This window comes from Asticcacaulis sp., from assembly GCF_051954415.1.
GTDB lineage: Bacteria > Pseudomonadota > Alphaproteobacteria > Caulobacterales > Caulobacteraceae > Asticcacaulis.
The window spans coordinates 24099-49586 of record NZ_JBQCHT010000018.1 but is presented as its reverse complement, the minus strand read 5'-3'; the positions used below and the strand labels follow the sequence as shown (position 1 = coordinate 49586).

Genomic DNA, 25488 nt, shown 5'->3' with positions numbered 1-25488 from the left:
TTTTTCTTTGGAATAAAGGCAAGGTTTGTGGGGTTTAGCGATACAGGAGTATAGCTCTTGTAAGCTATGGGGCCCCAGGCCCGGTAAGTCAGAAATCCTTCTTCAGCCTCAGTTCCAGAATTGGCGGGATCTTGGTTGTCGTGTGCTGGGTGAAAGCGATCGGCGACAGGCCGCGCAGGCCCTCATAAACCGTGCGATCAAGGGTAAAGCGCAGGTTCAGCGGGTTCTTCAGCATGGCCTTGAAGGTCAGCTTGCCAGGCGTCTTGTACTGGAACCACACCTGCGTCCACGGATCGAAATGAGCGTCGGTCAACTCGTTGGCCAGATAATTACGGTTCTTCCCGGCGCTTTCCAGATCGATACCCCAGCTTGTGCCGGATTTCGGAAATTCCTGGCTGAAGCTGGCCGAATAGATATGCGGCTCCATGCCCGAAATCCGGCGGTCTCTGCCGGTGATCGGGTCTTTTACCTTTGACTGGCGATAGAGCCAGTCGAGGCTGAGTGTGCCGTGCGGAATATGGAAGCGATCGAGGGGCGTATCCAGCTTAAGGTGGACAAAGTCGCCCTGCGCGGTGCCGATGTTGCCGCTGGCCGTATAGATGTCACCATTATCGACCACAGCGATGAAGTCGGCGGTGTCCTGATAATCATAATGCTCCAGCGCAATGCTGACGGCGCCCTTGTCCCAGAAGGACTGCTCCAGAATAAGGGTGTTCATCCAGTCCTTCTGCGGCACCAGATTACTGTTGCCCAGGGTGACATGGTTGGTCTCAAGCTGAACTGACGACGCGAAACCATTGAAGCTTAATTGGTCGACCTGGCGGATCGTTTTCCAGCTTAGCTTTGTCTTGTCGCTGAAGGCATAAACCGCCTGGAAGCGCGGCTTGTAATAGGTGAAGGAGTCGGAGCGATCGGCCGCCGGCACGGCAATGGTTGAGGTTTCTACCTTCAACTCGCCCTCAAAGCTCAGTTTTTTTGTCGCCTTCCAGTTGGCCGAGACGAAGGATTCCGTCCGGTCTTCCTGCACCCGCACATGATCGGTGGGCACATTGGGGCTGGTGGCGTTCATCACGAAGGATGAATCGCGGTCCAGACTATTGAATACGCTCTCCGTGCCGACGGCCAGGGTCAGGCGGTCGTTCCTTTCCCAGCTCAGCCGACCGTTGAGAATGCGCTCATTGGTCAGGCTGAGGGCGCGATAATCGGCAGTACCGGTCTGGTCGGTATAGATATCTATGTCATGGATGCGTTCATGTCGGCTGAGGACATTGAGGTTCAGATTGAGACCGTGGCCGAACGCACGTTCATACTGGCTGCCCAGTTCGCTGGGTATGTCCTTCTCCATGAAGGTTTCATAACCCATGGCCCCATCCTGATCGTAGGCCACGGTCTGGCGATAGATGGAGGGGTTATAGGTGCCGTTGAAGGTGATCTTGCCGCCGAATAGCGGACGTGAGTGCGATGCCTGTGATTCGATACCGGTGCCGCCGGCGTGTTGGTACATATTGAGGATTTTCTGGCCCGTGTTGTCGGTCGTTACCCGCCGGCCATTCTGCGCGCCGTTATCGAAGAAATTGAAAATATCTGCTGTGATATCCGTGCTTTTGCCGTTGCGGTTATCATTATAGGTGAAGAGCAGGACGCCGGCATTGGTATTGCCATCGAGATTTCGATAGATGCCGAGCGCCGAGAAATTCGGCTTGGCGTCGGTCTTGCGCACCACGTTGACGATCTGGCGATGGCCGTGCATGTCAATGCCGGGCGCACCGCCGGTGATCAGTTCGAGATGATCGACCTGGGCGGAATTGATGTTGGACAGGGTATTGCCCAGATCGGCCTTGGTGGTCGGGCGCTGGCCGTCGATCAGCACATTGCCAGCCGTGCCGGAAAAGCCGCGCGCGCTTTCACCGCCATCGAAGACAAAGCCCGGCACATGCAGCACCATGTCGAACGCGGTAGAGACCTGGAATTCGAGAAAGTATGCGGGCTGGAAGGTCTGAACCGGCCCGGCGGCACTGACCGTTATGGGCGCAGACGGGGCCTCGGCGGCCTGAACGGCGGTGCCGGTGGCGAGCGCCAGCCAAATGGCGGCGAGGGCAGTGGAGTTACGCAGGCGCATGAATGGTCTTCCCCGGTGGGACGCCGAATGGGCGCGGCGTCCGTTGGGGCATGGCATACCTGCGGGAAGGTTCGTGACAAGTTAAATGGCCGTAACAATTTCAATCGAAACGAATTGCAGGCGCGGAGCGTAGTTGATATAAATTTTAATAATATCAGTGCGCTATTGTGAATTTCGATTGCGATTTCTCCGCCTTTTTGCCGCCGTATTGTGACAGAGATTTAATGTAAAACCGAGTTAGCTGGTGCCGCCGACCGTCAGGCCGCGAATGCGCAGGGACGGCTGGCCGATTCCCACAGGCAGGCTCTGGCCGGCCTTGCCGCAGGTGCCGACACCGGGATCGAACTTGAAGTCGTCGCCGATCATGTCGACCTGCGACATCGCCGCCGGACCGTCGCCGATCAGGGTAGCGCCCTTGACCGGTGCGCCGACCTTGCCGTCCTCGATCAGATAGGCTTCGGTGCATTGGAAGACGAACTTGCCGTTGGTGATATCGACCTGGCCGCCGCCGAAATTGACGGCATAGAGGCCCTTCTTCGTGTTGGCGATCATGTCGTCCAGTTTGTCACTGCCTCCGCGCATGAAGGTATTGGTCATGCGGGGCAGGGGCTGGTGGGCATAGGACTGGCGGCGACCATTACCGGTAGCCTTCGCGCCCATCTGGCGGGCGGAGAGGCGGTCGTGCATATAGCCGACCAGGATGCCGTCCTCTATCAATGTCGTGCAGGACGTCGCCGTACCTTCGTCGTCAATATTGAGCGACCCGCGCGCATCGGGCACGGTGCCGTCATCGACGATGGTGACGCCTTTGGCGGCGACCTGCTTGCCCATCTTGCCGGAAAAAGCAGAAGTGCCCTTGCGGTTGAAATCGCCTTCTAAGCCGTGACCGACGGCTTCATGCAGCAGAACGCCCGGCCAGCCTGGCCCAAGCACGATATCCATTTCGCCCGCCGGCGCGGCAACGGCGTCAATATTGACCAGCGCCTGGCGAATGGCCTCGTCGACCTGGGCCTGCCACTTTTCCGGCGCGGTGATATCAAACCACGAGATACGTCCGCCACCGCCGGAAGAAGCTGTCTCGCGCCGGCCATTGCGCTCGACCGACACGCTGACATTCAGGCGTACGAGGGGGCGGTAATCGTGATAGAGTTCACCACCCGACCGCAGGATGGTGATGGCGCGCTTGTCGCAGGCCAGCGAGGCCGAGACCTGCACGACGCCGGAATGTTTCTGGCGGGCATAGGCGTCCATGGCCTGGAGCAGCGCGATCTTGTCGGCAAAAGCCATTTCGCCCAGCGGATCATGGGCCTGGTAATAGGACTGGTTGGAGCGCACTGGATTGCTGGTCAGGCTGACATTGACCGGCTTGCCAGCCTTGGCCAGCACGGCGGCCTCGGCGGCGCGGTTGACGGCATCTAGCGACAGTTCGGCGCTGTTGGCGAAGCCGATGGTTTCACCGGCCACGACGCGCAAACCAAAGCCCTGGTCGGCGCCATAGGCCGACGCCTTCAGGCGGCCGTCATCGAACATCAGGGATTCGGATTCGCGTTTCTCGATGAAGATTTCGCCGTCATCGGCGCCCTTTAGCGCCTCTTCAAGGACACTGTGAGCGCTGGCGAGATCGAAATCGCCCCAATCCTGTTCATAAGTAGCGTTGGAAGCGTCAAGGGAGTCAGCCATGGGAAATCTTCATTAAAGTAACTACAGCCTCCTATTTAGGCATGACGGACGCCCTTGGCCATGACAAACTCAGATTTTGTTGGCGAAATCTGTCTTAATAGCCATTCGGCGCTTGAGGCAAGGCCGACCGGCCGCCCGAGCTTATGCGAGGTTCTTCGCGCGCATCTGCGCGCCAGCAAAGATGCGACAAAAGACCGCACCGGCTCCGCGGTTATGGCTCTTTCGGGCCGAAAAAAGGCAAATCCCTTTTTTGCCCTTTGCAATTCGCCGTGAAGGCATTATGGAACCCAGTTGGATAGACCGGTTTACAGGTCTGAAAGTGCGTCAGATTCGTTCAGAATAGGGTCGCGTATAAGTTTCAGGGATAGGCAGCTACGGATGCGTTGGCATCGGGCCGCCGTGAAAATGAGGGTTTTGCGAATGGGCAGTAAAAGGCTTTTCGGCAAAGGGCTTTCCGGATCGGGGCTGTTTAAGGCCGCCTCCGGTGCGGTCGTCACGCTGGCTTTATCGGCGTCCATGTCGGTCTCGGCCTTTGCCGAGGACGTGATGGGACAGCCGACGGACAAGGCCATGGGCTGGCAGCCGGCGGGTTCGGCGCTGAAGCGCCAGACGGAATGGTTCTATAACGACCTTTTGTTCCCTATCATCGTTGCCATTTGTCTGCTGGTTGCCGGCCTGCTGCTGTGGATCATGGTCCGCTACAACAAGAAGGCCAATCCGGTCCCGGCCAAGTTTTCGCACAATACCCTGATCGAGATTATCTGGACGGTCATCCCCGTGCTGATTCTCGTCGTCATCGCCATCTACTCGTTGAGCCTGCTGCGCGACTACAATGATATGCCGAAGCCTGATGTGGTCGTTAAGGCCACCGGCAACCAGTGGTTCTGGACCTATGATTATCCGGAACTGGGTGTCACCGATATCGAATCGCGTCTGCGTGAAGACGCCAAGGACATCAAGACCGCCAAGGCCGCCGGCATTCCGTACCTGCTGGAAGTCGACAATGTGCTGGTTGTTCCGGTCAACAAGGTCATTCACGTCCAGACGACTGGCGCCGATGTCATTCACTCCTTCACCGTTCCGGCTTTTGGCTTCAAGATCGACGCTATTCCCGGCCGCCTGAACAATACCTGGTTCAAGGCCGAGAAGATCGGCACCTATTACGGGCAGTGCTCCGAACTTTGCGGCAAGGACCACGCCTATATGCCGATCGAGGTCAAGGTGGTCAGCGATGCCGACTTCGACGCCTTCATCATCAAGAATGGCGGCAAGACCCGCGCCATGATCGCTTCGGAAGCGGCGGCCTCTGCCGCCGCCGCTGAAGAAGCCGCTGCCTCCGCCGCTACGGCCGCCAGCGCTTCTGCCGAGGCCGCTGCCTCCGCTGCGCCGGCTTCTGCTGCCGCTACGCCCGCTAACGCCTCAGCCTCTGCCGCGCCCGCTTCCGGTGCGGCCGCCGCGCACTAAGTTCAGTTCAGAGAGATATCCATCATGTCTTCAACTGCCATCACTCATGAACGCGATACCCACGCGGACAGCCATGCGCATGACGCGCACGAACACAAGCCGGGTTTCTTCGCCCGCTGGGTGTTCACCACCAACCACAAAGACATCGGCACCCTTTACCTGATCTTCGCCATCATGGCCGGTCTGGTCGGGGGCGCTTTTTCGGGCCTGATCCGCTGGGAACTGGCCGAGCCGGGCCTCCAGGTCTTCATGAAGGGCTCGATGCTCGATTCCATGGGCCTGTTCAACCTGTCGAACCCCGACCATGCCAAGCACGCCTTCAATTCGGTGGTTACGGCCCACGCTGTCATCATGATCTTCTTCATGGTCATGCCGGCCACGATGGGCGGTTTCGCCAACTGGTTCGTACCGATCATGATCGGTTCGCCTGATATGGCCTTCCCGCGCCTGAATAACATCTCGTTCTGGCTGCTGGTGGCTTCGTGGATACTGCTCTGCACCTCGATCTTCACGCCTTCGGGGCCTGGGGGCGAGCACGGCTTTGCCGGCGGCTGGACCATGTACCCGCCGATGTCGAGCCATACCGGCTCGCCCGGACCGGCCATGGACCTCGTCATCCTGTCGTTCCACCTGGCCGGCGCCTCGTCGATCCTCGGCTCGATCAATTTCATCACCACCATCTTCAACATGCGCGCGCCGGGCATGACCCTGCACCGTATGCCGCTGTTCGCCTGGGCCATCCTGGTCACCGCCTTCCTGCTGCTGCTGTCCCTGCCAGTTCTGGCCGGCGCCATTACCATGCTGCTGACCGACCGTAATTTCGGCACTTCGTTCTTCGATCCGACCGGCGGCGGCGATCCGATCATGTTCCAGCACCTGTTCTGGTTCTTCGGTCACCCGGAAGTCTACATCCTGATCCTGCCGGGGTTCGGCATCATCTCGCACATTGTCTCGACATTCTCGCGCAAGCCCGTCTTCGGTTACCTGGCCATGGCCTACGCCATGATGGCCATCGGGTTTGTCGGCTTCATCGTGTGGGCGCACCACATGTATACTGTCGGCATGTCGTTCGACCTGCGTGCCTATTTCGTGCTGGCCACCATGGTCATCGCCGTGCCCACCGGCGTTAAGGTGTTCTCGTGGATCGCCACCATGTGGGGCGGCTCGCTGTGGTTCACAGTTCCTATGCAATGGGCGATCGGCTTCATCTTCCTGTTCACGGTTGGTGGCGTCACCGGCGTCGTGCTCTCGAACGCCGCGGTCGATTACAGCCTGCAGGACACCTATTATGTCGTTGCCCACTTCCATTATGTGCTGTCACTCGGGGCCGTCTTCTCGATCTTTGCCGGTTTCTACTACTGGTTCGAGAAGATGTTCGGCGTGAAATACAATAAGTGGCTGGGATCGGCGCACTTCTGGATCATGTTCGTCGGCGTTAACCTGATCTTCTTCCCGCAGCACTTCCTGGGTCTGCAAGGTATGCCGCGCCGTTATGTCGATTATCCGGAAGGTTTTGCCTACTGGAACAAGATTTCCTCAATCGGTTATGCCATTACGGCGGTCGGCGTCGTGGTCTTCCTGATCATGTGCCTGGAAGCCGCAATCGTCCGCCGCAAGGGGGAGGCCAATCCGTGGGGCGAGGGCGCCACCACCCTGGAATGGACCCTGTCGTCGCCGCCGCCTTATCACCAGTTCTCGGAACTGCCGGTAATAAAAGAAGACGAAGACGCACATCACTAAATCCGTTAAACTGGATTGCTAAATCGGGGGGTGAAGTCCGAACGGTCTTCGCCCCCTTTGTTCTTGAAGGCCCGTAGCTTGAGTTCTGAACCGAAAATCAAGGCGAAAAAATCGCAAACCGCCCTGACCCGTGAGGAGATGGAAGCGAATCTGCGCGACGCCTATGCCTCAAAGGCCATGCGCGGATCGCCGCGTGACTATTTTCAGCTTTTGAAGCCGCGCGTCATGTCGCTGGTCGTCTTCACAGGCTTTACCGGCCTGATCATTTCCCAGTCCTGGGCCAATATTCATATGAATCCGCTGCTGGCGGCGGTCGCGGTCTTCTGCATCGCCATCGGTGCGGGCGCAGCCGGGGCGCTCAATATGGCGATCGAAGGCGAGACCGACGCCCTGATGCGCCGCACCCGGATGCGCCCCGTCGCGGCCGGCCGGGTGACCAAAAGCGATGCCTATGCCTTTGGCGGTGTGCTGGCCTTCCTGTCTGTGGCCCTGATGTGGCTGGCCTTTCCGGATGGTCTGGCGGCCGGCCTGCTGGCTCTGACCATCGCCTATTATGTTGTTTTTTACACGTTGATCCTGAAGCGCCGGACGCCGCAGAATATTGTCATCGGCGGCGCGGCAGGCGCCTTTCCGCCGGTGATTGGCTGGGCGGCGGCTACCGGCCATGCGCCGATCGAGGCGTGGATACTGTTCGCCATCATCTTCCTGTGGACCCCGCCGCATAGCTGGGCGCTGGCCCTTTACACCACCGAGGACTATGCCAATGCCGGCATTCCCATGATGCCGGTGGCGAAGGGCGCAAAATCGACCCGCTTGCAGATACTGCTCTATTCGCTGGTCATGGCGCCGGTCGCCTGCCTGCCGATTGCCTTCCATATGGGCGGACTGGTCTATGCGGCGGTCTCGATTCTGGGCGGCGGCTTTTTCATCTATCTGGCCGTGCGCGTCTTTTTGTCGCGTGCCGGCGACCATCCGGAAGGTGGTGAGGCCAGCCTTTACGATGTTAAGAAGGAAGCCCTGGCCGCGCGTAACCTCTTTGCCTTTTCCATCCTTTATCTGACGGCGCTGTTCGCCACCCTGCTGGTCGAACACGTCATTACCGGACTGATGTCATGACCGAGCATCCTGAAAACCCGCCAGAAAACGTATTGGCAGAAGGCAAGGCCGCCTATGTGAAGGCGCAGAAGAAGCGCAACCTCTATATCGGGCTGGCGCTTGCCGCGTTCGTCGTGTTGGTTTTCTTCATTTCGATGGCGCGCATGTCGCAGGGCATCAGGCATGATGCTGAGAGTGCCGCCGCGGCGCGCGCCTCCGTTTCGGGAAGCCACTAGGCATGGCGCTCAGCCGGAACAGCAAGGTGGTTTTGTCGCTGGTAGGGGCACTTGTCGTCATGTGCGCGCTCACGGCTGCCGCTGTGCCAGCCTATCGCGCCTTCTGTAACGCCACCGGTTTTGCCGGCACGGCCCGCAAGGCCAATGCCACCCTGGCGGCGATCCAGACGCCGGGCAAGAGAATCGTACGTGTGCGCTTCGACACCAACACCAACGGTGTGCCGTGGAGTTTCAAGGCGGAAAAGCCTTACCTGGATACGCGTGTCGGGAAATCGGCCATGGTATGGTTTGATGTGAAGAACAATGCCGACCATCCCGTCACGGCGCGTGCTACCTATAATGTGCTGCCCGATACCATGGGCGCCTATTTCATGAAGACGCAGTGTTTCTGCTTCAATGATGTCACCCTCCAGCCCGGAGAATCGCAGCGCTTTCCGGTGGTCTATTTCCTCGATCCGAAGCTGATGGAAAACAGCGACACCAATACCGTGCCGGACGTGACCTTGTCCTATACGTTTTTTGAATCGAAAGTACCCGCAAGCGTCTCAAAAGCCGCATCTTAGCGCTCAGGCGCCGCGGGTCTCGCCGCAAAGGCGGCGGCGGGCCTTGCCCTTGCCAAGTTTCGACGTAAAGGACGTCAAAACTTGGAAAAAGCGACGGAATCTCGGTGCGCTTTGCATTGTGTTTAAAGATAATTTGGCATAATCAGAATCTCAGGTTATGCCTGCATATAAAATCAGCCGCACTTCAAAAAGCGGTACTAAAAGGTGAGTTGAACGAAAATGGCCCATCACGGCGTTAAACACGACTACCATATCATTGACCCCAGCCCGTGGCCCCTGATGGGCTCGGCATCGGCGGTCGTCTGGGCATTCGGCATGGTGGCCGGTATGCGCGGCCTGTTCGGCGTCGCCAAGGGCGAATGGTGGCTGATGCTGGTCGGCCTGGCGCTGATCCTCCTCACTATGGTTTTCTGGTGGCGCGACGTCATCAAGGAATCGAAGGCGGGCGATCATACCCCGGTCGTGCAGCTTGGTCTGCGCTACGGCATGATCATGTTCATCGCCTCAGAAGTCATGTTCTTCGTCTCCTTCTTCTGGATCTTCTTTGAAATGGCCCTGTTCCACGGCCATCGTGCCGGCGACATGTCGGCCATCGAGGAAGTGAAGACCGCCTGGTCAACCTGGCCGCCGGCAGGCGTTGAAACGCTCGATCCCTGGCATCTGCCGCTGGTCAATACCTTGCTGCTGCTGACCTCCGGCACCACGGTCACCTGGGCGCACCACGCGCTCCAGCAAAATGATCGCAAGGGCGCCATCCAGGGTCTGCTCCTGACGGTCATCCTCGGCGCTCTGTTCACCTGTGTTCAGGGCTTTGAATATATGGAAGTCGCCAAGGAGCACAACTTCCACTTCTTCCTGTTCAAGGATGCGGCCGATGCCACCGGCGCCGCCAATCTTTATGGCTCGGCCTTCTTCATGGCTACGGGCTTCCACGGCTTCCACGTCCTGATCGGTACCATTTTCCTGATCGTCTGCCTGCTGCGCGCCATTGCCGGTGACTTCACCCCGAAGAAGCACTTCGGTTTCGAAGCTGCCGCCTGGTACTGGCACTTCGTTGACGTGGTCTGGCTGTTCCTGTTTGCCTTTGTCTACGTCATCTTCGGCGGTCCGCACTAAGCGGGCGACCGAATTTGAGAATTCTTACCGGGCGTCGGCTACAGAGCCGGCGCCCTCACTATTTGACCGGCCCCTCATGACCCTGCGCGAATATCTGAAAGCCGTGCCGCCCGGACTGGCCATTGCCGCCGCGATCGCCTTTGTTATCCTCAATGGCCTCGGCATCTGGCAGCTTGAGCGCCTGAAATGGAAGGAAGCGCTGATCGCCGATATGGCGCGCACGGAAGCCGCCGCGCCGATACCGGCGGAAACGCTGCTGGCTCAGGCGAAGCCCGACTGGCGCTCGGCGGTCTTTCCGACCTGCGAGATCGATCTGGGCAGTGCAATCTACATGCATTCGGAAGTCGATGGTGTGCCGGGATATCGGGTTCTGGCGGCCTGTCCGCTGACCGATAAGGCCATGCTGGTCGATATCGGGTTCGCCAGGGAAAAATTACCCCCCGCGGTAGTGGTGATTACGCCTGTCGGCCGCCTAAGAGCTTTTGAAAAATCAGGTCCGTTTACACTGGTTAATCGCGTGGCCGAGAACGACTGGTACTGGCGCTCGGCCGGTGAGATGGGACCGCGGCTGAACGCCCGCCTGCGAGACGATTATTTCCTGGTCCTTGACCTGAAGGCCAGTCACGCCGATATAGCGGGCCTGTCGCAGGGACCGCTGACCGCGCCCCTGCCTAACCGCCATATGGAGTACGCCCTGACTTGGTTCGGCCTTGGCTGGGCTTTGCTGGGTGTTTTCGGCAGCGTGGTTTATCAGCGCGCCAGAAAGAACAAAACCGCTTGACTATTCTCGCCTCGCAAAAGCTCTACACCTTCGATAACGGCCTGCGCCTGCTGGTCGATCCTATGCCGGGGCTGAAGACGTTTGCCCTGAGCGCTCTGATCTATGGCGGGGCGCGGTTTGAGACTGAAGCGCAGTCGGGTTGGGCGCATCTGCTGGAGCACATGGTCTTCAAGGGCGCAGGCGGCCGCAACGCCCGCGACCTGGCCGAAGCCATCGAGCACAAGGGCGGCACGATTAATGCCTCTACCGGCTATGAACATACGCGTTTTGAAGTGCGCGGCCTGAATAGCCTGATGCCTCTGGCACTGGAAATCGTTACCGACCTGATGTTCCGCCCGGCTATCGATGCCGAAGAACTGGCGCGGGAAAAGAAGGTGGTCGAGCAGGAAATCCTCGAAGCTTATGATACGCCGGACGACCATGTGTTCGACCTGCTGCAATCGTCCATGTTCGCCGGGCAATCGCTCGGCCGTCCGATCCTGGGCACAAAACAGAGCCTGAAACCGGTAACGCCGGAGGCTTTGCGCGCCTTCGCCGATACGCTGTATGCGCCGCATCAGATCGTCATCTGTGTGTCAGGCGGTGTGGCGCCGGAAGCGGTTTATGCGGCGCTGAAACCGTGCGTCGAGTCGGTTCCGGCCCATGCCGGTTTCGGCAAGCCGGCAGCGATGCGCTTCACCACGGAGCGCCATATCCAGAAGCGCAAGATCGAACAGGCCAATCTGACGATCGGCTTTGAAGGCGTCAGCCGTCTGAGTCAGGATATCATTCCGTTGCGCCTGTTCAGCGAGATCCTGGGCGGCGGCATGGCCTCGCGTCTGTTCCAGGAGGCACGTGAGGCGAGGGGGCTGGCCTATAGTATCGACGCCTTCACCACGCCTTATCGGGATGGCGGGATATTCGGAGTCTATGCGGGGTGCGCAGCCGCAGATGTGGTGCCGCTTATCGAACTAATTCAAAAGGTTCTGGGCGAACTTTCATCCAATCCTTTGCAGGCAGAACTGGAACGGGCCAAGGCGCAGTTCATGACCTCGCTGTTCCTCAACCACGAAGGTGCGGCCTCGCGCTGCGGCACCTTTGCCAGCCAATTGTCGACCTTCGGCAAGGTCTTTAGGTTGGATGAGGTGGCGGCTGATATCGAAGGCGTCAGCCGCGATGATCTGGTGCGTGTCGGTTCGGCCATAAGCTCGCAAAAGGCGTGCGCCAGCGCGCTTTTGGGGCCGAAATCCATGAGTGATGTGTCAGCCATTTTGGCGGCATAATTTTTATACCCTTTCGGGTGCATTCCGGCGCAAATCACGTCATTCCTGACAGCGCAGAGTGTGTGGAGGGCGAAAGGCATTATGGATCGCGGAAGCGCAACGCCCTTATGGCTTGACGACGAAACTGTCCGTGCGCTGGCGCTGACGGGCGCCGACAGCCTGTTATGGGCCTATGATCTGTCATGCGGCCGTTTTGAATTCCGGGGGGATGCGCGAACACTTGATCTGCAGGCTTTGGCTGGTGTCTTTACGCTTGAAGACCTGATGCCTCTGTTTGCCTCAGGTGAAACCGATCGGCTGGATATGGTCCTGAAAACGCTCGAAGTGCGGACCGCTGCCGGCCTGCCTGGCGAAGAACAGGTGCAATGCCTGATGCGTCTGAAAGACCGGCGTTTACTTTATTTCAAGGGGCGTAAGGTCCGGCCGTCACTGGTGCTCGGCACGGTGACCGAGATGAGCCGGGATATCCGCCAAATGCCGGACGCAGACAGTCTGGTTCAGGATATCCATATCGACTCACTCACCGGCCTGTATAATCGCCAGGGATTTTTGAGCGCCAGCCGAGCTCTTTTGTCACGTGAGGGCGATTACGACCTGGTGGTTGGCGATCTCAATCGTTTCCGTCGTTTGAACGAAGCGCTCGGCCATGAGCGCGCTGACCTGGTGCTGGGCATTCTGGCGCAACGCCTGCGGGACGCTTTTGGCGACACCGCCGTCTTGGCGCGTCTGGGCGAGGATGAATTCGCGGTCCTGACCCTGCGTGGCTTTCCGCGCGTGTCTGAGCGGATGCGTAATGCCATGGAGCGCACGATTATCATCGCCGGCTTCGATATTCACCCGACCTTTTCCATGGGCGCGGTCTCAGTCGAGGGGGGCACCGGTGCGCTCGAAAGCGCGGAACTGCTGCGCCGTGCCGAAATGGCGGTTGAGGCAGCCCGGTTAAAAGGGGCGGGCGGTGTGGCGGCCTATAAGCGTGACCTGGAAAGCGATGGCCTGACCCGTTTGGCGCTGGAGGCCGAGTTGCGCAAGGCATTCATCAGCGGTGAGATACATGCCTGGTATCAGCCGATCGTCGATCTCAAGACAGGCATGATCGCGGGCTTCGAGGCCCTGGCCCGCTGGGTGCATCCAAAGCGCGGCATCATCCCGCCGGATCATTTCTTGACCGCGGCGCGCGATCTCGGCCTGATGACCGATCTGGGCGCGATCATCCTCACTTCAACGGTGAACTGCCTGGCGAAGTGGCGTGCGGCCTATGATCTGCCCGCCGGTTTCTTCGTCAGCGTCAATCTGTCGGCGCCGGAAATCGAGCGTCTGCATCTGGTGGAAGATGTCTCGCGCCTGATCCGCGAGGCGGATTTGCCGCTCAGATGCCTTAAGCTGGAGGTGACCGAAAGCGATGTCATGCGCGATCCGGACGCTGCGGCTCGCACACTGGAGGCCCTGCGTGATGCAGGCGCCGGCATCGCGCTCGATGATTTCGGCACCGGCTTTTCTTCCCTGTCATACCTGGCCAAGCTGCCCTTTGATACGTTGAAAATCGACCGTTCGTTTATCATCACGCTGCAAACGGATGCGGCTTCGGAAAAGATCGTTCACGCCATACTGACCCTGGGGCGTGATTTCGGACTGGAGGTCGTGGCCGAAGGTGTCGAGGATATGGGGCTAGCTGGGCGGCTCAATGACCTTGGCTGTCATCTGGGGCAAGGCTACGGGTTTGCAAAGGCTTTGAAACCTGTCGAGGCAGAGGCGTTTCTGGCGGCATCCCTGAGCCGCGAACTAAAGCCGGCTTAAGCCGTTCCCGCTGTTCCTGACAGATGCCCCGGCTGGATGCCCATGCTGGCCAGAGCGCGGCTCCACAGATGCTCCGGATCGCCGCCGAAAATCAGTTCCTGGCTTGCTGGTACCACCAGCCAGGCATTCTGGCTGATTTCGCTTTCCAGTTGACCAGGGCCCCAGCCGGCGTAGCCCAGCGCAATCAGGCTGCGGGCCGGACCGGCGCCTGCGGACAGATCGACCAGGATATCGCGTGAGGCGGTCAGCCCCACGCCCTGTTCTTCACCATCGGGGCGGCTGATGAAGGGGCCGCCGAGATCGAGCGTAATGTCGTCTATCTGGTAATCAAGGCTGTGCAGCACGAAACCCCGGTCATTCTGGACCGGGCCGCCGCGGTAAATCTTTTGCATGGCCAGTCTCTGGGCGAAGCGCGGATTGTCGCTTTCTATGCCCAGTTCCTTCATCATCTTGCTGAAATTCAGACCACTGATCGGCTGGTTGAGGATCAGGCCCATGGCATGGTCCTCGTCATGCTGGCAGACATAGATGACGCTGTGATTGAAAGGCTGGTCATTCAGTACCGGCATGGCGATCAGCAACTGCCCCTGATAGGAGATATGAGCAGGCGGACGACCATCTTGGGTAAACGTGTCTGATGAGCTGATCATGGCAGTGCCTCTGGAAGAGCGCGAGCGGGACGAGGTGATAGTACCTTATATGGATACGACTGTCTTGATTGCAAAATGCCACAAATGCGGATAGCCATCCGTATCGCATTTTGATGGCGAATTCCCTTAGGACTTCGCCGCGATCCATTCAGAAAGACATATCATGACCCTGCAATCCGGCGACTCCATCCCCGAACTCACCCTGACCCTGGTTGACGAAGCTGGGCCCAAGCCCGTTGCCTCAAAAGACTTCTTCGCCGGCAAGACGGTGGTCCTGTTCGCTGTGCCGGGCGCCTTCACGCCGACCTGTTCGGCGCGCCACCTGCCGGGCTTCAAGGATCATGTGGCTGATTTCGCCGCCAAGGGCGTCGATGTCGTCGCCTGCACTTCGGTCAACGATTATTTCGTCATGAAAGCGTGGGCGAAGGATCAGGGCATCAGTGACGAAGTGGTCATGCTGGCCGATGGCAATGGCGAGTTTGCCAAGGCCATGGGCCTGACGCTTGATGCTTCGGGTTTTGGCATGGGACCGCGTTCGCAGCGTTATGCCGCCGTGATCCGGGATGGCAAGATCGACAAGCTGTTCGTCGAGGCCGGCGGTGAATTCAGGGTCTCCAGCGCCGAATACGTTCTGGAAAATCTCTAGTTTTCTGGTTTTAGCCACACTTCCTGCGATCCAGCATGGCCTGCCACCGGGTATACCTCGGTGGCGAAGGCCGCTGGCGCAGGTCGGCATAATCCTCAAGCCGGATACCGGAAAGCCCGGCGCGCGGGGTCAGATAGAGCACGTCATAGGACGGATCACAGGCTTGCAGTCCCAGGAAGCCCTGCGGACGCAGAATAGCGGTCTCCTCTATGCCGCTGTCCTGCAACGGGCGATGACACAGTAGTTCATCCGCGCCGCGTGGCGCGCAGGTAAAGTCTGCCGGTAATTCGGCCCTGGTCAGGGAATCGGTCCTGGCTTCAAAGCGGACCGTCGGCTCCTGGTCGTCACTGTTCCTGTAAAGCGAGATATATTCCGATTGCGGTTGCCCATCCGAAGCCACACCGTGATAATCGGTGATGACGTGGGTAAATTCGGCCGGTGTATTGATACAGGCGGTGGAAAGCACCGCGCAGGATTGCCTGGCGGACGTTTCCGGCGCAATCGCCCATAATCCAAAAGCCGTGACGCAAGCTAACAGGATCACAGCTATAATCGTTTTCATACCAGGCCCCTTATCCCCAAACGAACAGGGTAGATCGGATATGGTTAACGGGCAAGGCGGCTATCTTGTCGCGTGTATTTTACGGGGACCAGACTGGCGGTCCCCGTGAGCCGATCAGAACTGATCGTCAGCCAGCGCCATCAGGCCCTCTGACCCGGCCTTCATCTTGATCAGATGCGCCTCTGCGTCGGGCAGGATGCGTTCCAGGAACACGCGGCCGACCTTGAGCTTTGTGTCGAAGAAGGGATCAGTGGCGCCGGCGTCGATCTGGGCCTGTGCTTCCTTTGCCATGCGAGCCCACATATAGGCGGTGCAGGTCAGGCCGAAAAGGTGCAGGTAATCGAGCGAACCGGCGGCGGCGGCATCCGGATTGCCCATGCCGTTCTGCATCAGCCACATGGTGCCGTCGAGCAGTTTCGCCTTGGTATCTTTCAGGGCCTTGATATAAGCGGGCACCTTCGTGTCGCTTTCCTCGGCGGCGATATAGGCGTCGATTTCGCCCAGGAAGGTTTGCAGGGCACGCCCGCCCTTGGAAGGCAGCTTGCGACCGACGAGATCGAGCGCCTGTACCCCGTTGGTGCCTTCATAGATCAGGGTAATGCGGACATCGCGCATATATTGCGAAGCCGGGAAGTGCTCGGTGAAACCCGAACCGCCATGAACCTGCATGGCGTCCTGCGTCACTTTCAGTCCCTTGTCGGTCAGATACGCCTTAATGACGGGGGTAAGCAAACCCATATAGTCGCTTGCTTTTTCACGCATCGATTCGTCTTCAGAAACGTGCGCCAGATCGGCCTGGAGCGACACCCAGGTCAGGAAGGCGCGACCGCCTTCGATCAGGGCGCGGCTTTCGAGCAGCATCCGGCGGACATCGGGGTGAACAAGGATGCTGTCGGCGGGCAGTTCCGGTGATTTCGGGCCGGTGAGGGCGCGGCCCTGCAGGCGGTCCTTTGCGAACTGATTGGCGGCCACAAGCGCGGCATGGCCGATCGCCAAACCCTGGAGGCCAACGCCGAAACGGGCATTGTTCATCATGTAGAACATGATCTTCAGCCCTTCGTTTTCCGAACCCAACAGGAAGCCTTTGGCCTCATCGTACATCATGACGCAGGTCGAATTGCCGTGAATGCCCATCTTGTGCTCAAGACCGGCGCATTGCAGCGAATTGCGTTCACCCGGATTGCCGTCGGCATCGGGGATAAATTTCGGCACCAGGAACAGCGAAATGCCTTTTACGCCCGCCGGCGCGCCTTCGAGGCGGGCCAGCACCAGATGGCAGATGTTCGAGGTGAAGTCGTGCTCGCCGGCTGAAATCCAGATCTTCTGGCCGGTGATCTTGTAGCTGCCGTCACCGGCCGGCACCGCCTTGGTGCGGAGCAGGCCCAGATCAGTGCCGCAATGCGGTTCGGTCAGGTTCATGGTGCCCGACCATTCGCCGCTGATCAGCTTGGGCAAATAGAGGTCTTTTTGCGCCTGCGTCCCGCCGGCGGTGAGCGCGGAAATGGCGCCCTCGGTCAGGCCGGGATACATGCCGAAGGCGGAGGAGGCGCCGGAGAGCATTTCCGAAAAGGCGGTATTGACGAAGTGCGGCAGGCCCTGGCCGCCATATTGCGGATCACCGGAAAGCGCCGTCCAGCCGGCTTCAGTCAGGGCCTTGTAGGCTTCCTTGTAGCCTTTGGGGGCGGTGACTTCATGGGTGACCGGATCGAGCGTGCAGCCTTCCTTATCGCCGGTGATGTTGATGGGGTGAAGGACCTCTTCGGCAAATTTTGCGGCTTCTTCCAGAATGGCCGCCACAGTCGCCGAGTCGGCGTCGGCAAAGCCCTTCAGGTTACTGTACTGGTCCGTCTTGAAGACATTTTCGAAGAGGAACTGATAGTCGCGGACCGGGGCTACATAGGCCATTTCTTATTATCCCTGTTTAGGAAAGTAGAATTAAATGTTGATCAGTTTGAGGTTTCGGCTTCCAGCTCATTAATCTGACCTTCCAGCCAGACACAGCCTTCGATCATGTCCTTGATCGCCGCGTCGATATCCTCGCGCTGGCGTTTCAAAGTCTCGATCTGACCGCGATATTTGTGCAGGGTGGCGCGCATCTGTGCGGCGCCATGATCCTTGGGTGTGTAAAGATCGAGGATTTCATGAATCTCGACCAGCGAGAAACCCAGGCGTTTGCCACGTAGAATCAGTTGCAGGCGGGCGCGGTCCCGCGGCGAATAGAGGCGCGTCTGGCCTTTGCGGTGCGGTGAGATCAGGCCCTTGTCCTCGTAAAAGCGCAGGGCGCGGGCCGTGACGTCGAACTCCTTGGAAAGTTGACGGATCGAATAGGTGCGATTGGAGTCTTTAGGGTGCGTTTCCATGGGCATTTTCTGGATTTGAATAGACAGTGGCAGAATCTTACATTTACGTCAACGTAAAGTTATGTGCTTTCAACAGATGGGTCAAGCGAAAATGTTTCCGTTAGGGGAGGTTAAGTTATTGGTTGCCTGGGAGTGTTTCCCGAATGCTTTTCGTTGACGCATAGAGGCGCGCGGCTTAAAGCCTTGGCCTCTTTAAAATTATGGAGTTTCCGGTTCCTCATGTCATCTCTTGCTTCCCTTGCTTACGCCGGCCGTGCATGGCCGTTTGAACAGGCCCGCAACCTGATTGCGCGTCTGGTCAAATCGCGCATTGCGGGACACGAAGACCAGAAACAGGCGCTCTCCCTGATCGAGGCCGGCAAGACGGATGAGGCGCTGAAGGCTTTTGAGGGGCTGGACCGCGCGGTGATCTTCGAGACCGGCTATGGCCCTTCCGGTCTGCCGCATATCGGCACCTTCGGGGAGGTGGCGCGTACCACCATGGTGCGTCAGGCTTTCGAAGCCATGACTGGTAATGCCTGGGCCACGCGCCTGATCTGCTTCTCGGACGACATGGACGGCCTGCGCAAGGTGCCGGATGGTATTCCCAATGCCGAGATCTTGCGCGAAGACCTTTACAAGCCGCTCACGGTGGTGCGCGATCCCTTCGGCGAATATCCGTCATTCGGCCAGCACAACAATGCGCGCCTGAAGGCGTTCCTGGACAGCTTCGGCTTCACCTATGAGTTCCTGTCTTCGACTGAATGCTACAAGAGCGGCCTGTTCGACCAGACGCTTCTGACTGCTCTGGATCGTTTCGACGATATCCAGAAGGTCATGTTGCCGACCCTGGGGCCGGATCGCCGCGCCACCTATTCGCCCTTCCTGCCGATCTCGCCGAAGACCGGTTTTGTGCTCCAGGTACCGACTCTGGAGCGCAATGTGGCGGCGGGCACGATCGTCTTTGAGGAAGAGGGTGAGCGCTTCGAGGTGCCGGTGACGGGCGGCCACGTCAAGATGCAGTGGAAGCCGGACTGGGCCATGCGCTGGGCCGCGCTCGGTGTCGATTATGAAATGGCCGGCAAGGACCTGATCGATTCGGTCAAGGTGTCGTCACAGGTTTGCAAGGTGTTGGGCGGGACGCCGCCGGAGGGCTTCAACTATGAGCTTTTCCTCGACGAAGCCGGCCAGAAAATCTCCAAGTCGAAGGGCAACGGCCTGACTATGGAGGACTGGCTGCGTTACGGTGCGCCGGAGTCTCTGGCCTATTACATGTTCCAGTCGCCGAAATCGGCCAAAAAGCTCTATTTCGACGTCATTCCGCGGGCGACCGACGAATTCTTCCAGCAGCTTGATGCCTTCCCGAAGCAGGAGGAGGCCAAGCAGATCGAAAACCCGGTCTGGTTCGTCCTGCGCGGCGAGACGGGGATTAAGTCGCCGCCGGTGACCTTCGGCCTGATGCTCAATCTGGTTTCGGTGGCCAATGCCCAGGACAAGGAAACCCTGTGGGGCTTCCTCCGCGCCTATATTCCGGGTGCCACGCCGGAGTCGGAACCGGTGCTCGACCGCCTGGCAGGCTATGCGATCAACTATTTCGAGGACTTCGTAAAGCCGTCGAAAACCTTCCGTCTGCCGGACGAGAAGGAAAAGGCGGCAATGTCTGATCTGGTGGCGAAGTTCCGCGAACTGCCGGCCGATACGCGCGATGCCGAGGTGCTGCAAAACCTTGTCTTTGAGGTCGGAAAAGCGCATGAATTCGAGCCCTTGCGGGCGTGGTTTCAGGCTTTGTATGAAGTTTTGCTAGGCCAAAGCCAGGGGCCGCGCTTTGGTTCGTTCGTCGCCATTTTCGGACTAGAGCGCACGATTGCCCTGCTCGAACAGGGTATCAAAGGCGAGCTGGTCGCCTAAGCCGTATTGACGTACCGCATACAGCGTGGTGACCTTCCGTAAAATCGGGAGGTTGTCATGCTGCGTTATGTCGTCGCTCTCAGTGCCCTGTTGTGCATACCCACCTTCGCCGCAACGCCCCGGCCGATCCCGGCCCCACTGGCTATAGACGCAAAAGTGGCCGAGGCCATGAAAGCGACGGGCGGCAAGGGGCTGGCCATTGCGGTTATCGATGACGGCAAGGTCGCCTATCTCCACAGCTACGGCGTCCGCAATGCCAAGGGAGACCCGCTCCAGACCGACACGGTCATGTATGGTGCCTCGCTGACCAAGACGGTCTTTGCCTATACGGTCATGAAACTGGTCGATCAGGGGCGGATCGGGCTCGATACGCCGATTGCCGATGATCTCGACAGGCCGCTGGTCGAGTACGACACTAATGCCATCTATCCGGACAAGTACGGACCCTACAAAGATCTGGCGAATGATCCGCGCTGGAAATTGATCACGCCGCGTATGGCGTTAACCCATTCCACCGGTTTCGCCAATTTCTGGTGGCTGGAACCGGATCAGAAACTGCGCATCCATTATGATCCCGGCACGCGTTATGCCTATTCGGGCGAGGGATTGATCCTGCTGCAGTTCGCCATAGATCAGGGACGGAAGGACAAGGGGCTGGGCGTCGATGTCGGTGATCTGACGAATGGTATTTTCAAAAACCTTGGAATGAAGTGCACCTCTTTGATGTGGCGTGATGATTTCCGCCCGAACCTGGCGGATGGTTTCAATGACAAGGGCGAGGCGGTCGAGCATGATGAGCGCAGCAAGGTAAGGGCTGCCGGTTCGATGGATACGACCATTGACGATCTGTCGAAATTTGCTGCGGCCCTGGTGCGGGGCGAAGGGCTCTCAGCCGCTTCGCGGGCGGAAATGACCAGGCCGCAACTGCATATCGGTACGAAGACGCAGTTCCCGCCGTTCGTCGATGAATTGCCTGCCGATCAGCAGCGCAAGGATCTCTATGCCGGCCTGGGTGTGGTGGTATTTGACGGGCCGCAGGGACATGGTTTCATGAAGGGCGGGCATGACGGCCAGACAGCCAATACCCTGGTTTGTCTTGAGATGTCCAAACGTTGCGTGCTGATCTTGTCGAATGATGTCCGCACGGAAGCGGCTTTTGCCGATCTGGTTCGATTTATTCTCGGCGACACTGGCGTGCCCTATGATTGGGAATATGGTGATTATGCGGGGAAGTCATAGAGCAAATTGTTACGGGGCGTGGGGGCCGTGACCCCACATCTTTCTTCTCTTGTTTACTTCCCGCCCTCAGGGGGCGGAGAGAAAACAAGACAGGGAAGGCTTGGGGTCACGGACCCCACGCCCCGTAACATTCATTCTACTGACTGGCCCACACGATCCGCGCGATCCAAGCCACCTGCAACCGGTCCAAGGCCCGGTCCGGAAACTCCGGATTCAGCGAACGTAACTCCACCTGACGAGCGGAGAGACGTACCAATTCCTTGGCCATAACCTCACCCTCGGTCGTCTTGACCACCACGCGATCGCCCTTGCGCAGATTCTGATTATGGGGATCGACCAGGATACGGTCGCCATCCCGGTAAAGCGGCAGCATTGAATCACCAGAAATTTCGAGCGCATAGAGGCCCGAATTGACAGACGGGAAGGTGATTTCATCCCAGCCCTGACCTAGTGGAAAGCCAGAATCGTCGAAGAATCCCTCATTACCAGCCTGGGCGAAGCCGATCAGCGGAATACCCTGTCCGCCAGACCGGCCTTCCGCCAGCAGGGCAAATTCGGAAAACTTGATGCCCGTGGCCTCCAGCAACTTGGCCAGGCTTTCCGTTGACGGCCAGCGCGGCCGAGATTGGCCAGACGGCAGAATGTCCGGCGAGGCGCGTTTTGATTTATTGAAACTCGTCGGGTCGAGACCCGCCAGGCGCGCCAATCCCGACGGCGTGGTATTGAGCCGGTTCGCCAGGGCATCGATTGCGGCCCAGATGTGGTTATGCGAAAGGGTCATACTAGGTGTCGTATCAAAAGATAAGGCCGAGAGGGCCACCCGGAATAGGAATTACAATTAACTCAGGGGAAAATAAATCTAATAATAGGAAAATCAACCTATTTTCTGGATTTTATTCGCTTCCGCCTATGCGTTGCTGCCATTTTCTGCGAGCGGCGGCAAAAGTCCCGACGAGCAGGGCCAGGAGTACGCCATACGCCGAAACGATAAGGAGCGTCATGTAGGCCCATTTGGAGACATTGATGTTTAGCAAGTCACAAATGCCGGTCATGGTGGAGGCGAGTTGAAAGCCAGCCGCCCATAATGGCCAGGGATGTGGCGATTTCCAGGAGAGGATGATAAATCCGATCAGGCACAGGATATCCGTTATTGTATGGCTCAGGCCCTGCATATGGCTAAGCCAGTTCAGCCCGTTGGCGATCAGGTAAGCCGCCAGATAAAGCGCCGCGCCGGCTCTTTCCCGCCATGTCCCGAAGATAAAAGCCGCGAGGCTGGTGAAGATCAGAAAAACAGCGCCGAAAATGGCCAGGGGAGAATGCAGCATATAAACGTCCTCGCGTGACGCCCGTCACGAATGGACTTAAGCCGCGATTCCCGCCTGGACCGGAAGAGGCTATTCGGCGGCGATGACCGCTTCCTCAACAGGCGTAGCGTAACGACCGGCCGGCGGTGGCGGGGCCGGCTTGTCATCGGCCGGCAGGACGGCGACATTGCCGAGGCCGATTTGTGCCTGCACCAGGGTCAGGTTTGCGTGCGCGGCAGTCATGTGTTGCTGCGCTGTGCTGAGCGCCATCATCGCTTTGAGCGTATTTTGATGGACGTCGTTGCCGATAATTGTCGACATGCGAATCGCTCGCCGCGAAGTGACATAGGTTTCGATCAGATGAGCGGCTTCGGACAGGGCGGTATCAATGGCCTCTTCTGTTGCGCGAAGTTGTACTGATAAGGCTTTGGCAACATTTATTTTTTTCTCTCTGGACATTATGTGCGATCCCTCAGAATCATAGACGGGCACGCGCAGCCCTATTGCTGCGTCCTCATAGGGGTATCAGCAATTTAAGATTGTTCAATTATAAAATGCGTCTTTAGGGTGAGTTTGCCCGATTAATCCATCAGGAAATGTGCCTGCAGGGTAGCAATAGGACTTTGGCGCGTTTCCTGCCAAGCGGAAACCTCGACGCTGGAAATGGTGCGCCCGATACGTTTCACTGCGGCCCGGGCATAGGTATCAAGCGGCTTGCCGGAGCGCAGATATTGGACGTTGACATCTATCGGTTTGGGTATGTGGTCGAAATTGCCATGGAGCTTTAATTGCGCCATGGCGGTGATTTCCATGAAGGCCCCGATAACACCGCCATGCAGGGCCGGAATCATCGGATTACCGATCAGATGCGGGGCGAAGGGCAGATGGGCGGTCAGCTCGTCGCCGGCCAGGCCCAGGCGCACACCCAGAAAGCTGGCGAACGGAATACCCTTCAACACCGCGTCCGGATCGCATTTTTCCTGCGCCTGCTGTGAGCGGGTATCCGCCATTACTTTTTCGATCATGCTTTTACGTCTCCGGCGTCGGGTTTCGCAGCCGTCACGATGAAAGCGCCTTGCGCCGCGGCTACCGGATCTTCGACAGTGGTTTCATAGGCGAAGGCGCGCACGAAACCGATACTGCGCGTCAGTTTGTAGCATTTGGCGGTCACCTTCAGTTCGTGATCGGACAGGGCCGGGCGCATGTAATCGATACGCAAATCAAGCGTGGCGACGGGTTTGAATGCGTTGATCTTGTCCCATACCGCCATGCCGCAACAGTTATCGAGCAGTGCCGTAACGACGCCGGAGGCGATGACACGGGTTTCAGGATCACCGACCAGGTCTTCGCGCCAGGGCAGGGCCATGGTGACACCGTCTTCTGATACGCCGGCGAAATAGGCGCCGATTGCTTTCATATAGGGCGTGTTGTCGACAATCGTGCCGAACATGTCGGAAAAAGGCTGGGTCATGGGCTGCACCTCTGGCTCGGCATAATTGGCCAGCTTGACGTAAACGTCAAAGGAAACCGGTTTTGCGCCGCGTCAAAAAGGCTTGCAAAACGCCGCAAAGGCGCGTTTTAGATGGAAACTTCACAACACCGAAAGTTTTCGTCCCATGTCCGCGTCTCTGGATCATGTTCCCGCCGCCAAATCCGCGCTTGTTCTCTTTTCCGGGGGGCAGGATTCCAGCGTCTGCCTGGCCTGGGCGCTGACCCATTTCGATCGCGTGGAGACGATCGGGTTCGATTACGGCCAGCGTCATTCGATCGAGATGACGACCCGCACGACGGTGCTGGAAAAGTTCCGCGAGACTTTTCCGGAGTGGTCGACACGTCTAGGTGAAGACCATGTCTGCGATCTGCGCGGCTTCGGCGCCGTGGCGGAATCCTCACTGACGCGCGAGACCGAGATCGTCATGACCGAACGCGGCCTGCCGTCCTCCTTTGTACCGGGCCGCAACCTGGTGTTCTTCGTCTATGCGGCGGCGGTGGCCGACCGGCGCGGCCTGGATCACCTGGTCGGCGGCATGTGCGAGACGGACTTCTCCGGTTATCCCGATTGCCGCAACGATACCCTGCAGGCCATGCAGACCGTGCTGCAACTGGGTATCGAGCGGCCGTATGAAATCCATACGCCGCTGATGTGGATCGACAAAGCCCAGACCTGGGCGCTTTCGGAGGAACTGGGCGGCGAGGCCCTGGTTGATCTGATCCTTGAGGAGACCACGACCTGCTACAAGGGTGTGCGTGCCGAGCGTCACGCCTGGGGCTATGGCTGCGGCGAATGCCCGGCCTGCCAGTTGCGTAAAACCGGCTTCGAGCACTTTCTTGAAGCCCGGACGCCGGCGGAGCGCTGATGTACAGTTTCAAGGAAATTTTTCTGACCCTGCAAGGCGAGGGCGGGCAGGCGGGGCGCGTCAATGTCTTCGCGCGCTTTGCCGGCTGCAATCTGTGGAGCGGCCGGGAACAGGACCGCGCTACGGCTGCGTGCACCTTCTGCGACACGGACTTCGTTGGCACGGATGGCGAGAATGGGGGCAAGTTCGCAACACCTGCCGATGTCGTGACAGCGCTGGATGCTGTCTGGGGGGAGGGGCGTTCCGCCGATAAGGCTGTGGTATTCACTGGCGGTGAGCCTCTGCTGCAACTGGATGCGGACCTGATCCATGCGGTCAAGGCCGCTGGCTATTACATCGCCGTCGAGACCAATGGCACCCTGATGGCACCGGACGGAATTGACTGGATCTGCGTCAGCCCAAAGGCGGACAACCGCCTGCATCAAACCCAAGGTCAGGAGCTGAAACTGGTCTGGCCGCAGGAAGGCGTTAATCCGGCGGAATTTCTCGCCCTGGATTTCGAGCGTTATTACCTCCAGCCTAAAGACGATCCGCAGCAGGCCGCTAATACCCAGGCGGTGATCGATTATTGCCTGAAGTATCCGCAATGGCGCATGAGTGTCCAGACGCACAAACTGGTCGGATTGAAGTAAC

Annotated in this window: 25 protein-coding genes; 14 read left to right on the top strand and 11 right to left on the bottom strand. The window is 58.6% G+C overall.

What is annotated here, in order from left to right:
- Positions 1 to 88 precede the first annotated feature (88 nt).
- Positions 89 to 2119, bottom strand: a complete 2031-nt coding sequence (locus ACTHND_RS05990; protein ID WP_440176736.1) for a hypothetical protein — start codon at positions 2117 to 2119, stop codon at positions 89 to 91.
- Positions 2120 to 2356: 237 nt separating this feature from the next.
- Positions 2357 to 3799, bottom strand: coding sequence for a metalloprotease TldD (tldD, locus tag ACTHND_RS05985; RefSeq protein WP_440176734.1), 1443 nt, complete (start codon positions 3797 to 3799; stop codon positions 2357 to 2359).
- Positions 3800 to 4315: 516 nt separating this feature from the next.
- On the opposite strand from tldD, the gene coxB reads away from it, so the two are divergent.
- The 9 genes from coxB (at position 4316) to ACTHND_RS05940 (ending at position 13850) form a co-directional block, all read left to right on the top strand.
- The gene (gene coxB / locus ACTHND_RS05980; RefSeq protein WP_440176849.1) at positions 4316 to 5263 is read left to right on the top strand and encodes a cytochrome c oxidase subunit II; all 948 of its coding nucleotides are present in this window, start codon (positions 4316 to 4318) and stop codon (positions 5261 to 5263) included.
- Between the two features lie 24 nt (positions 5264 to 5287).
- The gene (gene ctaD, locus ACTHND_RS05975) at positions 5288 to 7003 is read left to right on the top strand and encodes a cytochrome c oxidase subunit I (RefSeq protein ID WP_440176732.1); all 1716 of its coding nucleotides are present in this window, start codon (positions 5288 to 5290) and stop codon (positions 7001 to 7003) included.
- Positions 7004 to 7141: 138 nt separating this feature from the next.
- Positions 7142 to 8119 carry a heme o synthase gene (locus tag ACTHND_RS05970; protein WP_440176847.1) on the top strand — a complete coding sequence of 326 codons (978 nt, stop codon included), beginning with the start codon at positions 7142 to 7144 and terminating at the stop codon, positions 8117 to 8119.
- A complete protein-coding gene (locus tag ACTHND_RS05965) occupies positions 8116 to 8334 on the top strand; it encodes a hypothetical protein (protein WP_440176730.1) in 219 nt (72 codons plus the stop codon). The genes ACTHND_RS05970 and ACTHND_RS05965 overlap by 4 nt, the downstream gene beginning before the upstream one ends.
- 2 nt (positions 8335 to 8336) lie before the next feature.
- Positions 8337 to 8897: a cytochrome c oxidase assembly protein gene (locus ACTHND_RS05960; protein ID WP_440176728.1), complete on the top strand. Its 561-nt coding sequence runs from the start codon at positions 8337 to 8339 to the stop codon at positions 8895 to 8897.
- Between the two features lie 219 nt (positions 8898 to 9116).
- Positions 9117 to 10013 (top strand): cytochrome c oxidase subunit 3, encoded by an 897-nt coding sequence (locus ACTHND_RS05955; protein ID WP_440176726.1) that lies wholly within the window; start codon positions 9117 to 9119, stop codon positions 10011 to 10013.
- A 76-nt stretch (positions 10014 to 10089) separates the two neighbouring features.
- Positions 10090 to 10794: an SURF1 family protein gene (locus tag ACTHND_RS05950; RefSeq protein WP_440176724.1), complete on the top strand. Its 705-nt coding sequence runs from the start codon at positions 10090 to 10092 to the stop codon at positions 10792 to 10794.
- Positions 10791 to 12056 (top strand): M16 family metallopeptidase, encoded by a 1266-nt coding sequence (locus ACTHND_RS05945; RefSeq protein ID WP_440176722.1) that lies wholly within the window; start codon positions 10791 to 10793, stop codon positions 12054 to 12056. The genes ACTHND_RS05950 and ACTHND_RS05945 overlap by 4 nt, the downstream gene beginning before the upstream one ends.
- A gap of 81 nt (positions 12057 to 12137) precedes the next feature.
- The gene (locus ACTHND_RS05940) at positions 12138 to 13850 is read left to right on the top strand and encodes a putative bifunctional diguanylate cyclase/phosphodiesterase (RefSeq protein WP_440176720.1); all 1713 of its coding nucleotides are present in this window, start codon (positions 12138 to 12140) and stop codon (positions 13848 to 13850) included.
- On the opposite strand, the gene ACTHND_RS05935 is transcribed toward ACTHND_RS05940, so the two are convergent.
- Positions 13847 to 14500, bottom strand: coding sequence for a YqgE/AlgH family protein (locus ACTHND_RS05935; protein ID WP_440176718.1), 654 nt, complete (start codon positions 14498 to 14500; stop codon positions 13847 to 13849). The two genes, ACTHND_RS05940 and ACTHND_RS05935, sit on opposite strands and share 4 nt — an antisense overlap.
- Positions 14501 to 14663: 163 nt before the next feature.
- Between ACTHND_RS05935 and ACTHND_RS05930 the strand changes: the two genes are divergently transcribed.
- Complete coding sequence (locus tag ACTHND_RS05930) at positions 14664 to 15146, top strand: peroxiredoxin (RefSeq protein ID WP_440176716.1); 483 nt, start codon at positions 14664 to 14666, stop codon at positions 15144 to 15146.
- A gap of 10 nt (positions 15147 to 15156) precedes the next feature.
- On the opposite strand, the gene ACTHND_RS05925 is transcribed toward ACTHND_RS05930, so the two are convergent.
- The 3 genes from ACTHND_RS05925 to ACTHND_RS05915 all read right to left on the bottom strand — a co-directional run bounded on the left by ACTHND_RS05925 (position 15157) and on the right by ACTHND_RS05915 (position 18068).
- Positions 15157 to 15708, bottom strand: a complete 552-nt coding sequence (locus ACTHND_RS05925) for a hypothetical protein (RefSeq protein WP_440176714.1) — start codon at positions 15706 to 15708, stop codon at positions 15157 to 15159.
- 114 nt (positions 15709 to 15822) lie between these two features.
- Positions 15823 to 17613: an acyl-CoA dehydrogenase C-terminal domain-containing protein gene (locus ACTHND_RS05920; RefSeq protein WP_440176712.1), complete on the bottom strand. Its 1791-nt coding sequence runs from the start codon at positions 17611 to 17613 to the stop codon at positions 15823 to 15825.
- A 41-nt stretch (positions 17614 to 17654) separates the two neighbouring features.
- Positions 17655 to 18068, bottom strand: a complete 414-nt coding sequence (locus ACTHND_RS05915) for a MerR family transcriptional regulator (protein WP_440176710.1) — start codon at positions 18066 to 18068, stop codon at positions 17655 to 17657.
- A gap of 219 nt (positions 18069 to 18287) precedes the next feature.
- On the opposite strand from ACTHND_RS05915, the gene ACTHND_RS05910 reads away from it, so the two are divergent.
- Both ACTHND_RS05910 and ACTHND_RS05905 read left to right on the top strand, forming a co-directional pair.
- Entirely contained in the window at positions 18288 to 19955 is a 1668-nt protein-coding gene (locus ACTHND_RS05910) for a lysine--tRNA ligase (protein ID WP_440176708.1), read from the top strand.
- Between the two features lie 57 nt (positions 19956 to 20012).
- Positions 20013 to 21194 carry a serine hydrolase domain-containing protein gene (locus ACTHND_RS05905; RefSeq protein WP_440176706.1) on the top strand — a complete coding sequence of 394 codons (1182 nt, stop codon included), beginning with the start codon at positions 20013 to 20015 and terminating at the stop codon, positions 21192 to 21194.
- Positions 21195 to 21330: 136 nt separating this feature from the next.
- Here the strand turns inward: ACTHND_RS05905 and ACTHND_RS05900 are convergent, their stop codons facing one another.
- From ACTHND_RS05900 to ACTHND_RS05880, 5 genes are all read right to left on the bottom strand, one after another.
- The gene (locus tag ACTHND_RS05900; protein WP_440176704.1) at positions 21331 to 21975 is read right to left on the bottom strand and encodes a S24 family peptidase; all 645 of its coding nucleotides are present in this window, start codon (positions 21973 to 21975) and stop codon (positions 21331 to 21333) included.
- A gap of 112 nt (positions 21976 to 22087) precedes the next feature.
- Entirely contained in the window at positions 22088 to 22519 is a 432-nt protein-coding gene (locus tag ACTHND_RS05895) for a hypothetical protein (RefSeq protein ID WP_440176702.1), read from the bottom strand.
- A gap of 69 nt (positions 22520 to 22588) precedes the next feature.
- The gene (locus ACTHND_RS05890; RefSeq protein WP_440176700.1) at positions 22589 to 22957 is read right to left on the bottom strand and encodes a hypothetical protein; all 369 of its coding nucleotides are present in this window, start codon (positions 22955 to 22957) and stop codon (positions 22589 to 22591) included.
- A gap of 122 nt (positions 22958 to 23079) precedes the next feature.
- Positions 23080 to 23508, bottom strand: a complete 429-nt coding sequence (locus ACTHND_RS05885) for a PaaI family thioesterase (RefSeq protein WP_440176845.1) — start codon at positions 23506 to 23508, stop codon at positions 23080 to 23082.
- An 11-nt stretch (positions 23509 to 23519) separates the two neighbouring features.
- Positions 23520 to 23969 carry a PaaI family thioesterase gene (locus ACTHND_RS05880; protein WP_440176698.1) on the bottom strand — a complete coding sequence of 150 codons (450 nt, stop codon included), beginning with the start codon at positions 23967 to 23969 and terminating at the stop codon, positions 23520 to 23522.
- Between the two features lie 145 nt (positions 23970 to 24114).
- Here ACTHND_RS05880 and queC point away from each other — a divergent pair, with 145 nt between their 5' ends.
- Complete coding sequence (queC, locus tag ACTHND_RS05875; RefSeq protein WP_440176696.1) at positions 24115 to 24855, top strand: 7-cyano-7-deazaguanine synthase QueC; 741 nt, start codon at positions 24115 to 24117, stop codon at positions 24853 to 24855.
- Positions 24852 to 25487, top strand: coding sequence for a 7-carboxy-7-deazaguanine synthase (gene queE / locus ACTHND_RS05870; protein WP_440176843.1), 636 nt, complete (start codon positions 24852 to 24854; stop codon positions 25485 to 25487). Before queC ends, queE begins: the two co-directional genes overlap by 4 nt.
- The last annotated feature ends 1 nt before the right edge of the window (position 25488 follow it).